This is a genomic window from Flavobacterium sp. (assembly GCF_017985075.1).
Taxonomy (GTDB): Bacteria; Bacteroidota; Bacteroidia; order Flavobacteriales; family Flavobacteriaceae; genus Flavobacterium.
The window spans coordinates 18,626-32,721 of the sequence record NZ_JAGNYF010000019.1 but is presented as its reverse complement, the minus strand read 5'-3'; the positions used below and the strand labels follow the sequence as shown (position 1 = coordinate 32,721).

Sequence of the window (14,096 nt, the reverse complement as noted above, 5' to 3'; positions counted from 1 at the left end):
CCCTTATTTATGGGGTGGAAAAACACCTTTTGGAATTGATTGTTCCGGTTTTACACAAATGGTGTATAAACTTAACGGGTATACCCTTTCAAGAGATGCCTCACAACAAGCAATTCAAGGAGATGCCTTAAGCTTTATTGAAGAAAGTGAGCCTGGAGATTTAGCTTTTTTTGATAACGATGAAGGAAATATTATTCATGTTGGAATTATGATGGAAAACAATTACATCATTCACGCTTCAGGAAAAGTTAGAATTGACAGAATTGACCATTTAGGTATTTATAATGTAGATACAGGAAGACATACTCACAAACTAAGAGTGATTAAGAAAGTGATTTAAGTTATTTCGATTAATTTTTGTTATTTATCTAATACTTTTTTAAGAACAACAGTACATTTTTTATTTTTCTCTTTATAATGATAATAAGTTAAAATTATAATATTTTCATTGCAAATTTCAATTTTATATTCGCCTTTATCCCAAACAAAAATGGAATCATTTTTTATTGACCAAGTCCTTAAGCCACTTATTAAATCACCATCATTATTAAATAAATCAAACCCTTTTCCTTCGTCTATTGGTTTACTTAAATATTTATCATGACTCCCATCGATATTAAACTTAAAATAAATACCATAAGAACCACAATTATTTTTGTAACTCCAATATTCGTTTTTATCACAAGTAAAAATATTTTCTAATTCGTTTTTTTTACTGCAAGATGCAAGTAAGAAAAACACTAAAATCAATATTTTATTCATCTTTATTTAATTGTTATTTTCATGGTTAGGTACAATACTAAGCTATTTAAATTCAAATATAATTAACCTATTTCAATTTTAAATACTAAACATAAAAAAAGCCAGAACTAAAATTCTGGCTTTTTTAATATTTAATCTATTCTTGTTAATTTTAATGCTTTTGTCTCTGAAATTTTAAGTGGAAACTTTTCTATAGTTACCGAACCTGGATCTAAACCAAATGCTTTTTCTTCAGACAAGCCTAATTTTTTCAATACATTATACCCATCTAAAATAAGTTTTTCATAGAATGGCAAAGCATTATCATACGACATAAATTTTTCGATTAATACAAATCTGAAATCGCTAATAATTTTATGTTTATGCAAAGAAGTATATCTACTTGTCAAATCTACTTCTCCCCTTTTTTGCATGTCTTTTACAACTTGTGCAAACATTTTATTGAATTTTGGTGCAACTCTAAATCCTAATCTAAAATCAACACGGATAACATCATCATGAATAAATTCACAAACTCTGTATTCCATAGTATACGGTTCATCTACAACATGTACGTGAGCAAACCAATAAATATCAGCACGCTTCGGACTATTATTAATAATAGAGTATATAATTTTTGATTCGATTTCGTATCGGTTATCCGCACTTGTTAAATACACTAAATTTGTGGCATATTTTGCAATTGATTCATCTCTACTCAAATCTTCTAAAACAGGTAAATATTTATCTAATTTCACAAATTCAACAAATCTGTTTCTGATTTTTCTTGCAAAATACCAACATGTCATTACGGCAAATAATACAAAAGCAATAATTAAAGTTATGTATCCACCTTCTCCAAATTTATGCATACAAGCATATAAAAAGGCCAATTCTATAATTAAATACGTGATTACAATTACCCAAATAAAGGTTCTGTTATATCTTTTAATTATCATATAAAAATTCAGCAATGTAGTTGTCATTAACATTGTTAAAACAATTGCCAAACCATATGCCGCTTCCATTGCAGCCGCTTTTTCAAAGTAAAGTACAATAAAAATACAACCTGCCCATAATAACCAATTTAAAGACGGAATATATAATTGTCCGCGTAATTCTGTTGGATATTTTATTTTAACTTTTGGCCAAAAATTCAAACGAATGGCTTCATTAATTAAAGTAAATGATCCACTAATCAATGCTTGTGACGCTACAATTGCTGCTAAAGTAGCAATGGCAATTCCGAAAGGTAAAAACCACTGCGGCATCACTCCGTAAAAAGGGTTTGTAATTCCAGCTTGTGCTAAAGTTTGACCATCGTGCTGAATTAACCAAGCACCTTGACCTAAATAATTTAAAATTAATGTTGCTTTTACAAATATCCAGCTAATTCTAATATTGTCTTTTCCACAATGTCCTAAATCAGAATACAAGGCCTCTGCTCCTGTTGTACACAAAAATACAGCACCTAAATATAAATAGCCACCATGAACAGAAAGTAGCTTATAAGCATAATACGGATTTAAAGCAGAAAGAATATCAACATTATTAATCGTTTGTATTAATCCTAATCCACCAAGCATGGCAAACCAAACGAACATTACAGGTCCAAAAAACTTCCCGATAAATTTAGTTCCAAACTGTTGAATAGCAAATAATAACGTTAGAATTATCATTACAATGTACATTATATATTTTTCCTCAAAACTTGGGTACATTGTCTTTACTCCTTCTATTGCTGATGAAACAGAAATGGGCGGTGTAATTATACCATCCGCTAATAATGTACAACCTCCAATTATGGCAGGAAACAACAACCATTTAATTTTAGCTTTTCTAATTAAAGCGTATAACGAAAAAATTCCACCTTCACCATTATTATCCGCTCGAAGCGTAAGAATTACATATTTTATTGTGGTCTGAAGTGTTAATGTCCAAAAAATACATGAAATGGCTCCTTTTATGATATCTGAATCTATAGGATTTTTTCCAATAATTGCATTAAGAACATACAAAGGAGAAGTTCCAATATCTCCATAAATAATACCTAGCGTAACTAGTAAACCGGCTGCAGAAAGTTTGTGCAAGCCATGATGACCTTTTTCCATTTTGATTTTTATAAAACGAAATACAAAATTACAAAAACAATATGTTTCAAAATCGATTTTAGGGAAAAATATTTATGAATTAATTCTACAGGAAGTGTAAAAATTGCTTTTAAATTCTAATCAAATACTTATCTTTGTGGTCTTATTTAAATTTCGAAAAATGCGTATTTCTTATAATTGGCTAAAACAATTTATTAAAATAGACTGGGAATCAGATGAAACAGCCGCTTTACTTACCGATTTAGGTTTAGAAGTTGAAGTTGTTGAAGCATTTGAAAGTGTTGCCGGCGGACTGAAAGGTATTGTAGTTGGGCATGTTTTAACTTGTGAAAAACATCCTGATGCAGATAAGTTAAAAATTACAACCGTAGATTTAGGTGATGGAAACGATCCTGTTCAAATAGTTTGTGGAGCCAGCAATGTTGCGGCAGGACAAAAAGTTCCTGTAGCTACTATTGGAACAAAATTATATGATAAAGAAGGAAACGCTTTTGAAATAAAGAAAGGAAAAATTAGAGGGCAAGAAAGCCACGGAATGATTTGCGCCGAAGACGAAATTGGTTTAGGTAATAGTCATGACGGAATTATGGTTTTGGCCGACGATTTAAAACCAGGAACTCCAGCTAGTAAAGTTTTTAACATTGAAGTAGATGAAGTTTTTGAAATTGGTTTAACTCCAAATCGTGCGGATGCCATGAGCCATATGGGAGTTGCTCGTGATTTAAAAGCAGGTTTATTACAATCAAATGTAACTACCGAATTTATTACACCTTCTGTAAGTAAATTTAAAGTCGACAAAAGAACCTTAAAAATAGATGTTAAAGTTGAAGATGCTAAATTAGCGCCTCGATATGCTGGTGTAACTATTTCAGGAATTACAGTAAAACCTTCACCAAGCTGGTTACAAAACCGATTAAAAGCAATTGGACTTACTCCTAAAAACAATATTGTTGACGTTACAAATTATGTTTTACATGAATTAGGTCAACCTTTACATGCTTTTGATGCGAATAAAATAAATGGAAATAAAATAATTGTAAAAACAGTTTCAGCCGGTACAAAATTCACAACTTTAGATGGTATTGAACGTGCATTACATGAGGAAGATTTAATGATTTGCGATGAATCTGGACCTATTTGTATGGCTGGTGTTTTTGGCGGTGCCAATTCTGGAGTAACAGAAACTACAACTAATATTTTCTTAGAAAGTGCTTATTTTAATCCTGTTTCTATTAGAAAAACTGCAAAACGTCATACTTTATCAACAGATGCATCATTCCGATTTGAAAGAGGAATTGATCCACAAATAACAGACTATGCGTTAAAACGTGCTGCTTTGTTAATCCAAGAAGTTGCAGGTGGCGAAATCACTTCAGATTTAATTGACATTTATCCTAAAAAGATAGAAGATTTTAATGTTTTTCTATCTTTTGAAAAAGTAAATAAATTAATTGGAGAAGAACTTAAAAAAGAAACCATTAAAAATATTTTAGCTTCATTAGATATCAAAATCAATAGTATTTCTGATGCTGGTTTAGGTTTAAATATTCCTCCGTACAGAGTAGATGTGCAAAGAGAAGTAGATGTTATTGAAGAAATTTTAAGAGTTTACGGTTATAACAATATTAAAATTCCGAATAAAATTAACGCATCGGTTTCAAATTCTTCAAGAACAGAAGAATTTAAAGTGCAAAACATTATTGCCAATCAATTATGTGCCTTAGGATTTAATGAAATGATGGCCAATTCGTTAACGACTTCAAATTACATAGCCTATTCTGACCAAGTGCTTTCAGAAGAAACCGTTACAATGTTAAATCCATTAAGTAATGATTTATCTGTAATGCGTCAATCGTTGTTATTTTCAGCTTTAGAAGCGGTTTCTTATAATATTAATAGAAGAAATTCAGATTTAAAATTATTTGAATTTGGAAAAACATATCATAGTATAGAAGGAAAATATTCAGAAAAAAAGCATCTAACAATAACGATGTCAGGTAATGCTTCATCTGAAAGTTGGAATTTGGCTCAAAAACCTACAGATTTCTTTTTATTCAAAGGGTATATTACAGCTGTTTTATCTAAATTAAACATCGATACGAAAGTAAAAACAGTTCCAGTATCACAAGATGTTTTTGCTGAAGGAATGGGATTTGCTATTGGAAATGAAGTGATTGCCGAATTCGGAACCATTAAAAAATCGGTTTTAAAACATTTCGACATCAAACAAGATGTGTTTTTTGGAGATGTAAATTGGGATGCTATACAAAAATATGTTTCAAATAAAATAAAATTAGTTGATATTCCAAAATTCCCAGAAGTAAGAAGAGATTTGGCGCTATTAGTAAATCAATCTGTAACTTTTGAAGCGTTATATGTAGTGGCAAAACAAACGGAAAAATCGTTATTAAAAAATATCAACTTATTTGATGTTTATGAAGGAAAAAACCTTCCAGAAGGAAAAAAATCGTATGCCTTAAGTTTTGTTCTTCAAGATACTTCAAACACACTAACAGATGTTCAGATTGATAAAATTATGAATAAATTACAAAGCAATTTCGAAACAAAATTTGAAGCGGTTTTAAGATAAAATAATTATATTAGAATATATAAATCCTTTTAATTTAAAGCTTAAAAGGATTTTTTTTGTGAAAATCATTACTTTCTCTGCGAATCTTTGCGTAATTATTTACTTTAAAAAACCTGCCGCTTTTATTTCTTTATGAATTTGAAGAATATTTTCTGGTATTTCTGCCTCTAAAATCCAGTTGATATCTAAACTGTTATAGTTTGCCGTTTTTAAAAGCAGCTTGTCTTTAGAAATATTGACTCCTAGCCTATTCAAATCTTCTTTAAAATCCAAAAGAAAATCTTCGTGAAGTGCCTGAATTAAAAGTAGAATTTTAAAAGTTCGAACAATAACATAATTATAAAACTTAGTAGACTTTTGTGGTTTAGAATGCGTTAATGAAAAAGCATTTTGCTCTATAACTTCATTTAGCATTTGTAAATTTAAGCTAATTTCACCAAACTTATCTTTTGTGATTTTCACGTGGTGCGAAATTTTTCCGCTGATATTACGCATTTCAATTGCAATATAATCTAATGAGTGAAAATTTTCAGAAAAACGATGAATTTGTTTAGAAATATTTATTTCCATTATCCTACGTTTGTCTTCTATAGAATCGGTGTCTACCAACTCAAAATATAATTTTTCTGCTAAATCCAAATCTCGTCGTAACAATCTTAAAATAAGTTTGTCTTTCTCCTTTTCTGGTAATTCTTGTAGCGCTCTTTTGAAGTCGATATCTTTAAACATATTTTTATCTGTGAATGGCTAAATTACATAAAAAAAAGTCCCAATCAGAAATGATTGGGACTTAATATGATTAAGAATAGAAAAAATTATTTTTCTCCTTTTTCCATTCTTGCTTTTAATTCCATTAATGCATCGATATCTCCTAAAGTAGATTTTTCAGCATTGTTTGAAGATGAAGCTACATTATTATTGCTAGATTCGTTTGAAGCAGATTTGAAGTTTTTCTCTTCTTCTTCTCTGAAAGTAGCAGTATGTGAAGCAACAATTCTTTTGAATTCTTTGTTAAATTCGATAACTTTAAATTCAATTGAATCACCTTTTTTCAATTTTTTACCATCTTCTTTTTCTAAATGACGTGTTGGAACAAATCCTTGAACGTCTTCAGAAAATTCCACAGTAGCACCTTTATCAACAATTTCAGAAACAGTACCAGTGTGAACTGTACCTACTGCATAAGCAGCTTCGTGTTTGTCCCAAGGATTATCTAAAGTTTGTTTGTGACCTAAAGATAATTTACGAGCTTCAACATCTAATTCTAAAACTACAACATCTAATTTGTCACCAACGTTAACAAATTCTGATGGATGTTTGATTTTTTTAGTCCAAGATAAATCAGAAATATATACTAAACCATCAATTCCTTCTTCTAATTCTACGAAAATTCCAAAGTTAGTAAAGTTTCTTACAATTCCTGTATGTTTAGAACCTACTGGATATTTTTCAGTAATTCCTGTCCATGGATCTTGTGTCATTTGTTTAATACCTAATGACATTTTTCTATCATCTCTATCTAAAGTTAAGATAACTGCATCTACAGTATCACCAACTTTAACGAAATCTTGAGCAGAACGTAAATGTGTAGACCAAGACATTTCAGAAACGTGAATTAATCCTTCAACTCCTTCAGCTACTTCAATGAAAGCACCATAATCAGCTAAAACAACTACTTTACCTTTTACTTTATCACCAACATTTAATTCAGCTGATAAAGCATCCCATGGATGAGCGTTTAATTGTTTTAAACCTAATTGAATTCTTGTTTTCTCGTCATCGAAATCTAAAATTACAACATTTAATTTTTGATCTAATTCTAATACTTCACTTGGATGATTGATACGAGACCAAGATAAGTCTGTAATATGGATTAATCCATCTACACCACCTAAGTCAATGAACACACCATAAGAAGTAATGTTTTTAACCACACCTTCTAATACTTGTCCTTTTTCTAATTGACCGATGATTTCTTTTTTCTGAACTTCGATATCTGCTTCGATAAGCGCTTTATGAGAAACTACTACGTTTTTAAATTCGTGATTAATTTTCACAACTTTAAATTCCATAGTTTTGTTTACGTATTGATCATAATCACGGATTGGTTTCACATCAATTTGAGAACCTGGTAAGAAAGCTTCAATACCAAATACGTCAACAATCATTCCACCTTTAGTTCTACATTTAACAAAACCGTTAACAATTTCTCCAGTTTCGTTAGCAGAAATAACTCTATCCCATGCTTTGATTGTTCTTGCTTTTTTGTGAGATAATACTAATTGACCTGTTTTATCCTCACGGATATCAATTAATACTTCTACTTTGTCACCCACTTTTAGTGATGGATTGTAACGGAATTCGTTTAAAGAGATAACTCCTTCAGATTTAGCGTTGATATCCACAATAACATCTCTGTCAGTGATTCTTACAACTACTCCTTCTACTACTTCTTCATCAGAAGTTGAGATGAATGTTTTTGATACTAAATCTTCAAATTCTTGAAGGTTACTTGCGTCAATAGGGTCAATTCCTTCAGCATAATTATGCCAGTTGAAATCTGCTAAAAACGACTCTTGGTCTTTGTTTAATTCAGACATGCGTGTTTAATTTGTATGTTGTGTTTGTTTTGAGTTTTATTGTGCAGGTTAAAACAACAACAGTGATTTACATAAATATTTGATTACCAATTGAAAACTCTACTCCGCCAAAAGGTGTGCAAAGATACTATTTTTTTGATAAATACAAATAATTTGTAGGAAAAAGTGCGGAGTTAAAAGTGAATAGTAATTAGTGAAAAGTAAAAATGTAATTGAAGAAAGTTTTAAAATCAATTAAAATCAACTTTATTTAAATCAATTGTAATATTTTCATATTTCTAATCAACTTTTTCATTTAATTTGTAACGATATTTAATTTTGAAAAAACCATTTACTATTGAGCTTTCTTAAAATAATTCATCTGGATGAAATTTATAAATATCAAAAGATAGAGTTTTTTAGAACTTTATTATTTAATTCATTATTATTCAAAAAATTTCTATAAATTTGAAATATGATTAAATCATACTTCATATCAAAAAAAGACTTCACTGAAGAAGAATTGTCTCAATTTATAGTTAATCATGGCTATAAAATTGAAGAAATATTTTATTCAAGTGAAATTGAGATTGATTTTTCTAATAAAGACGAAAAAGATTTTTTATTAAAGAACGGTGTTCCTAAAATTTTAGCTCGTTTTGGTGTCTAATTAATTTTCAAACTTTATTAATCCTGAATAATAACTGGTGGAGGTAAATTTGATTTATTTTGTTTAGATTGTTTTTTATTCAAAATTAATTTCACACTTTCATCTATGTAACACATATTTAGATTCAACTTATCATTATTTTTTAAATCTAACTCTTTTAAATTATTATTTTTTAAATCTATCTGAATAATTTCTTTATTTTTTGATAAATCTAAATTTTCTAATTTGTTATTATCTATTGTAAGGTATTTTAAATTTGAAAATGAACTTAAATCAATGTATTCAATTTTATTATCCATTAAATTCAAATACTCCAATTTTGGACATTTTTCAATTTTAACATTTTTCAAATCATTTAAACCACAGGCTAATAGCTCTAATGAGGGTAAATTCGTGATTTCTAAAACAGATAATAAGTTTCTCGCACAATAAATTTCCTTTAAATATAAAAAATCATTTAGTTTTAAGTTTTTAATATTGTTAATAGTCAATGACAAATATTCTAAATTTTCAAAATATTTCAAATCTGAAATATCATCAATGTTTTCTTCCATCAAATCGATTTTTTTAAATTTAGTTCTTTTTACTTTACTCTTCCAACTTCTCATTCACCAGTTCCATCACCAATTCAAATTGTTCTTTTTTAGTCAAGTCTGAATTGTCAATTTCAATGGCATCTTCAGCTTTTATTAATGGAGAATCTTCTCTGTGTGTATCAATGTAGTCTCGTTCTTGTACGTTTTGAAGCACTTCTTCAAACGTTACCCGTTGCCCTTTTTCAAGTAATTCATCGAAACGACGTTGGGCTTTGGTTTGTGAACTTGCTGTCATAAATAATTTCAAATCGGCATTAGGAAAAACAACGGTTCCTATATCACGACCGTCCATAACGATACCTTTATTATGTCCCATTTGTTGTTGCTGTTCCACTAATTTAGCTCGAACCTCAGATATTTCTGCAATTTTACTTACTAAACGTGACACTTCAAATGTACGAATGGCTTGTTCAATGTTTTCATTATTTAAATACATTTCTGCAAAGCCCAATGTTTCATTAAAACGAAATTGTAATGAAACATTAGATAAATTTTTGATTAATCCTTCAGCATCTAAATGCGTTTCAGAAACAAAATTATGCTGCATAGCAAAATATGTTACCGCACGATACATTGCACCGGTATCTACATATATATAACCAAGTTCTTTAGCAATTTGTTTGGCTAATGTACTTTTTCCTGTCGACGAAAATCCGTCTATTGCTATGGTAATTTTTTTCATATTTTATATTTTTTGTCACAATGACAAAATCATCTAAATTAATTTCTAATCTCTATTCCTTCTGGTGACTGAGGTTCTCGAAGTCACCAGTTTTTATTAAACTTTAAAAGTTACATGATGTGATTAAATACTCGAACTCACCAGTTAAAAATCACTATTTATTCAATGGTGACTTCGAGAGCCTCAGTCGCCATTAATCCAAATTAATCATTAAACCAAAGATACTTGAATTTGCTGCAACCGTATAACGTGAATGTGAAAAATCAAATCGTACTTTATTAAATCGCAAACTAAAACCTGCTGAAATTCCAGAAAAATTTCTTTGATCTATAATATTCAATTCTTGTCCTCTTCTAAAATTATATCCTAAACAAATATTAAACGCTTTTTCTGGAAACAACTCTGCTCCTAATATTACGTGTCGTAATGCATTATTGAAAAACGAGACTTTTTCGCCTTCGGAAGAACCATCTAAGCTACTTTTTGCTCTATTCGGATTTGCAAATGCGATATTCCATTGTTGCAAATTCTCAAAAGTCAGGTGCCATCTAATAGGGACATTTTCAACTAACTGTGAAATTCCTGCTGTAATTTCAAAAGGCAGTTTTTCTCTCGTAGTTTCATAAGGCGTAATTTGATAACCAATATTTCTAAATGATAATCCGTAATTAATATCATTTTTATCATCAATATATAAAAATCCAATATCTGTTGCTACACCAAATGAATTATAAGATTCTAATGCTGACGTAATTAATTTTACATTAGTTCCTGCATAAAAATTCGTCCATGGCAGATTATAAGAATACCCAAACGACAAAGCACCTTCTGATCCTGTAAAGCTGTTTGTAGTATTTCCTACTTCGTCATACCCATCAAAATTTCCGTAGTTTACATAATTCGCACCAATATGAAAAGTTTGCACATGTCTGTCCCACGTATAAGCATAGTTTGCAGTACCATAGGTGACTTCACCAAAATAATTACTATAACTGGTAGCCAATTGATTGTGCATTTTTGGGTTTATAGTTGCAGGATTGAAAATGGCTTGATTTACGTCGTAATCTACAATAGTTACCGTTTTTCCACCTAAAGCGGCTTGTCTTGGCGATTGAACTAAATTTAAAAACTGATATACCGACTGACCTCCTACTTGTGCATAAATAGGCGAAACAAAGACAATAAATATCGGTAAAAGTTTTCTTAGCATGTTTCTGTTATTCTGTAATAACGCAGATGCGAAGATAAAATTATATATTAGAATGAGAAAATTTAGTTTTATTTGTTTTTTAATTGCTATGAAAAGAATTATTTAGCGGGTAAAAACTTTATTGAAACCGAATTAGTACAATAACGCTGCCCTGTGGTTTCTTCAGGTCCGTCATCAAAAACATGACCTAAATGTCCACCACATTTTGCACACATTACTTCAGTGCGAATCATGCCATAAGAATTGTCTTTGTGATATATAGTCGAACCTTTTATCGCTTCATCAAAAGAAGGCCACCCACAATGTGAATCAAATTTAGTATCTGATGTAAATAATGGATTTTCACAAGCAGCACACACATACATCCCTTTTTCAAAATGTTTATCGTATTCGCCTGTGTAAGGGCGTTCGGTTCCTTTTTCTCTTAAAACAGTATAGGCTTCTGGGGAAAGTTGTGCTTTCCATTCTGCATCTGTTTTTACAATTTTAAAATCCATAGTATCTTTTTTTGAAGTCGATTTTACTTGTTCTACATTTTTATTTTGACTGTTACACGAAACAAAACTAAATGCCAATAAAATAATAAATATATTTTTCATAATTTTTTTATTTCTATAAAACTACAAAAAAGTTAGACTCGTGATTTAAAAATTGTAAATTTTAAGGAATTTATAACTTTTGTGAATCTAATTACTGAATCTAAGTAATAAAAAAACCAGAACTGAATTCTGGTTTTATATTTTGATTTGCATTTACTTTATGTATAATGTTTTTATTCTTGCTATAGGTCCGCCACATTTCACTTCGTGGCAACTGATACAAGCATCTACCATTGTATTAAAACTTTCCTTAGTATTTTTAGAATCGTAAATCTCTGACTGTGTCTTTAAGAAAAATCCAGCTTTGTTGTTAAAAAAGTCGTCTCTTTCTTTTCCTTTAGTCATTGTAGCTTCTGAAATATTCAAGAAATATTTAGGCAATTCACCTAATGAATCTTTTTTGATAATTTTTTCACGAAGTTGTTTGTTATGCACATACATTTGTTCCATTAAAACAGCCATTTCAGAAGCTTCATACATTTTTAATTCTTCCGTTGGTTTTTCGCAAGTGGGATTTTCTTCTTCTGATTTATTCTGATTACAACTCAAAAATAAAACGGAAAATATAACTAAAAGGTACTTCATTATTTAGAAATTAAAACGCCATTAGCTAAGAATTTATATTCTGTCTTTGGTGCTGTAATTTCAGCTATTTCCTTTTCCGATTTTCCTTCATCTTCAGCATAGTGTTTTAATTCTGCTACAGAAGTTTCTTCAATAAAGGCTTTTCCTTCAATGATTGTATTTCTTTTTTGTGCATTCATAGGTACAAAAAAACCATAATCTTTAAACTTAACAAATGCGGTTTCATTATTTCCTAAATCTAAAGTCATCCAACAACCTTTATTTTGACAAATTTCATTAATTTTTGAACTTACTTTGATAGATAAAGTATCTCCTTTTTTTAAGGTTTCGTATTTTTCTAATAAAATCTCTTTTGAGATGGCGCTTTCTTCAGTAATTTTCTCACCAAAAGATGCAAATACAGGTTTAGCTTCTATTTTTGATTCCTTTTTATTACAAGAAATAGTTAATAAAAACACAGATAATAGAATAAGTAATTTCTTCATAAGTTGTGGATTGTTTAGTGAAACAAAAAACAAATTTAATCAATAATACGAAACTTTGTTAATAATTATTCAAAAAATGAATCTTCAACAATATTTAATTTAATAAATTTGTAAAAAATTCGGAAAACCGATACATAAAGAAATATAATGAGTAGCATTACAAACGAGATTAAAATCATAAAAAACACTACTTCAAAAATTAATGAAGTAGATTTTGAAAACCTAACCTTTGGAAATACGTTTACAGATCATATGTTAATTTGTGATTTTAAAAATGGAGCTTGGGAACAACCAGTAATTAAAGCATACGAACCTTTTACAATTGACCCTTCCGCAAAAGTGTTTCATTACGGACAAGCTATTTTTGAAGGAATGAAAGCCTATAAAGATGCTAACAACGATGTATGGATGTTTCGCCCAGATGAAAATCATACGCGATTTAACAAAAGTGCTGTTCGTATGGCAATGCCCGAAGTTCCTGAAGAAATTTTTATTGACGGATTAAAATCGTTATTGAATTTAGAAAGAGATTGGGTGAAGTTCGGAAATGGGAATTCATTATACATTAGACCGTTTATGATTGCTATTGGAAGCGGTGTAATTGCGCAACCGTCTACACAATATCGTTTTATGATTATTTTATCGCCAGCTAAATCCTATTATTCTGGCGAAGTTAAAGTGATAATCGCAGAACATTATAGTCGTGCGGCAAATGGTGGAATTGGCGCTGCAAAAGCCGCTGGAAATTATTCAGCACAATTTTATCCAACAAAATTAGCTAATGATTTAGGCTATCAACAAATTATTTGGACTGACGATGCCACACATACAAAATTAGAAGAAGCAGGAACGATGAATGTATTTTTCAGAATTGGAGATACGTTATTAACTGCTCCTACTTCGGAACGAATTTTAGATGGTGTAACAAGAAAATCTGTTTTAGATATTGCAAAAAGAGATAATATAACCACTGAAGTACGTCCTGTTTTAGTAGAAGAATTAGTTGCTGCTGCAAAAAATGGTACGTTGAAAGAAATTTTTGGTGCAGGAACTGCTGCAGTTATTAATCCAATTGTTGGTTTCTGTTATAAAGAGGAATATTTTGAATTACCTAAATTAGAAAATTCATTCGCTTTAAGTTTAAAAGAAAAATTAAATAATATACAATACAAATTAGCAGACGACACGTTTGGTTGGACAGTTAAAGTATAATTATTTCAGTAAATCATAAAAAAAAGCAATTATTTC

At 29.9% G+C, this 14,096-nt stretch carries 14 protein-coding genes; 4 read left to right on the top strand and 10 right to left on the bottom strand.

Features of this window, described 5'->3' with window-relative positions; genetic code table 11:
* A partial coding sequence (locus KA468_RS05725; protein ID WP_291241979.1) for a C40 family peptidase occupies window positions 1-340 on the top strand: 340 nt, incomplete at its 5' end.
* Between the two features lie 20 nt (window positions 341-360).
* Here the strand turns inward: KA468_RS05725 and KA468_RS05720 are convergent.
* The gene (locus KA468_RS05720) at window positions 361-762 is read right to left on the bottom strand and encodes a hypothetical protein (RefSeq protein WP_291241978.1); all 402 of its coding nucleotides are present in this window, start codon (window positions 760-762) and stop codon (window positions 361-363) included.
* 131 nt (window positions 763-893) lie between these two features.
* Window positions 894-2,852 (bottom strand): KUP/HAK/KT family potassium transporter, encoded by a 1,959-nt coding sequence (locus KA468_RS05715; protein ID WP_291241977.1) that lies wholly within the window; start codon window positions 2,850-2,852, stop codon window positions 894-896.
* A 160-nt stretch (window positions 2,853-3,012) separates the two neighbouring features.
* Between KA468_RS05715 and pheT the strand changes: the two genes are divergently transcribed.
* Window positions 3,013-5,442, top strand: coding sequence for a phenylalanine--tRNA ligase subunit beta (gene pheT, locus KA468_RS05710; protein WP_291241976.1), 2,430 nt, complete (start codon window positions 3,013-3,015; stop codon window positions 5,440-5,442).
* A 99-nt stretch (window positions 5,443-5,541) separates the two neighbouring features.
* Here the strand turns inward: pheT and KA468_RS05705 are convergent, their stop codons facing one another.
* Window positions 5,542-6,171 carry a hypothetical protein gene (locus tag KA468_RS05705; RefSeq protein ID WP_291241975.1) on the bottom strand — a complete coding sequence of 210 codons (630 nt, stop codon included), beginning with the start codon at window positions 6,169-6,171 and terminating at the stop codon, window positions 5,542-5,544.
* An 86-nt stretch (window positions 6,172-6,257) separates the two neighbouring features.
* Window positions 6,258-8,042, bottom strand: a complete 1,785-nt coding sequence (gene rpsA / locus KA468_RS05700; RefSeq protein WP_291241974.1) for a 30S ribosomal protein S1 — start codon at window positions 8,040-8,042, stop codon at window positions 6,258-6,260.
* A gap of 454 nt (window positions 8,043-8,496) precedes the next feature.
* Between rpsA and KA468_RS05695 the strand changes: the two genes are divergently transcribed.
* On the top strand, window positions 8,497-8,691 hold the full coding sequence (locus KA468_RS05695; RefSeq protein ID WP_291241973.1) for a hypothetical protein: 195 nt from the start codon (window positions 8,497-8,499) through the stop codon (window positions 8,689-8,691).
* A gap of 17 nt (window positions 8,692-8,708) precedes the next feature.
* On the opposite strand, the gene KA468_RS05690 is transcribed toward KA468_RS05695, so the two are convergent.
* The 6 genes from KA468_RS05690 to KA468_RS05665 all read right to left on the bottom strand — a co-directional run bounded on the left by KA468_RS05690 (window position 8,709) and on the right by KA468_RS05665 (window position 12,848).
* Entirely contained in the window at window positions 8,709-9,245 is a 537-nt protein-coding gene (locus KA468_RS05690) for a hypothetical protein (RefSeq protein ID WP_291241972.1), read from the bottom strand.
* 34 nt (window positions 9,246-9,279) lie between these two features.
* Window positions 9,280-9,969, bottom strand: coding sequence for a (d)CMP kinase (gene cmk / locus KA468_RS05685; RefSeq protein WP_291241971.1), 690 nt, complete (start codon window positions 9,967-9,969; stop codon window positions 9,280-9,282).
* Window positions 9,970-10,162: 193 nt separating this feature from the next.
* A complete protein-coding gene (gene porQ / locus KA468_RS05680) occupies window positions 10,163-11,179 on the bottom strand; it encodes a type IX secretion system protein PorQ (RefSeq protein WP_291241970.1) in 1,017 nt (338 codons plus the stop codon).
* Between the two features lie 98 nt (window positions 11,180-11,277).
* Window positions 11,278-11,778, bottom strand: coding sequence for a peptide-methionine (R)-S-oxide reductase MsrB (gene msrB, locus KA468_RS05675; RefSeq protein WP_291241969.1), 501 nt, complete (start codon window positions 11,776-11,778; stop codon window positions 11,278-11,280).
* Between the two features lie 153 nt (window positions 11,779-11,931).
* A complete protein-coding gene (locus KA468_RS05670; RefSeq protein WP_291241968.1) occupies window positions 11,932-12,363 on the bottom strand; it encodes a hypothetical protein in 432 nt (143 codons plus the stop codon).
* Entirely contained in the window at window positions 12,363-12,848 is a 486-nt protein-coding gene (locus KA468_RS05665) for a DUF4920 domain-containing protein (RefSeq protein ID WP_291241967.1), read from the bottom strand. Before KA468_RS05665 ends, KA468_RS05670 begins: the two co-directional genes overlap by 1 nt.
* Window positions 12,849-12,992: 144 nt before the next feature.
* Here KA468_RS05665 and KA468_RS05660 point away from each other — a divergent pair, with 144 nt between their 5' ends.
* On the top strand, window positions 12,993-14,060 hold the full coding sequence (locus KA468_RS05660; RefSeq protein WP_291241980.1) for a branched-chain amino acid aminotransferase: 1,068 nt from the start codon (window positions 12,993-12,995) through the stop codon (window positions 14,058-14,060).
* Window positions 14,061-14,096 lie beyond the last annotated feature (36 nt).

Excerpts from the sequence above, each read along its gene's own strand:
- KA468_RS05665 (WP_291241967.1), bottom strand. The coding sequence starts at position 12,848 with ATGAAGAAATTACTTATTCTATTATCTGTGTTTTTATTAACTATTTCT.
- KA468_RS05715 (WP_291241977.1), bottom strand. The coding sequence starts at position 2,852 with ATGGAAAAAGGTCATCATGGCTTGCACAAACTTTCTGCAGCCGGTTTA.
- KA468_RS05690 (WP_291241972.1), bottom strand. The coding sequence starts at position 9,245 with ATGGAAGAAAACATTGATGATATTTCAGATTTGAAATATTTTGAAAAT.
- KA468_RS05670 (WP_291241968.1), bottom strand. The coding sequence starts at position 12,363 with ATGAAGTACCTTTTAGTTATATTTTCCGTTTTATTTTTGAGTTGTAAT.
- KA468_RS05720 (WP_291241978.1), bottom strand. The coding sequence starts at position 762 with ATGAATAAAATATTGATTTTAGTGTTTTTCTTACTTGCATCTTGCAGT.
- rpsA (WP_291241974.1), bottom strand. The coding sequence starts at position 8,042 with ATGTCTGAATTAAACAAAGACCAAGAGTCGTTTTTAGCAGATTTCAAC.
- KA468_RS05705 (WP_291241975.1), bottom strand. The coding sequence starts at position 6,171 with ATGTTTAAAGATATCGACTTCAAAAGAGCGCTACAAGAATTACCAGAA.
- porQ (WP_291241970.1), bottom strand. The coding sequence starts at position 11,179 with ATGCTAAGAAAACTTTTACCGATATTTATTGTCTTTGTTTCGCCTATT.
- msrB (WP_291241969.1), bottom strand. The coding sequence starts at position 11,778 with ATGAAAAATATATTTATTATTTTATTGGCATTTAGTTTTGTTTCGTGT.
- KA468_RS05695 (WP_291241973.1), top strand. The coding sequence starts at position 8,497 with ATGATTAAATCATACTTCATATCAAAAAAAGACTTCACTGAAGAAGAA.
- pheT (WP_291241976.1), top strand. The coding sequence starts at position 3,013 with ATGCGTATTTCTTATAATTGGCTAAAACAATTTATTAAAATAGACTGG.
- cmk (WP_291241971.1), bottom strand. The coding sequence starts at position 9,969 with ATGAAAAAAATTACCATAGCAATAGACGGATTTTCGTCGACAGGAAAA.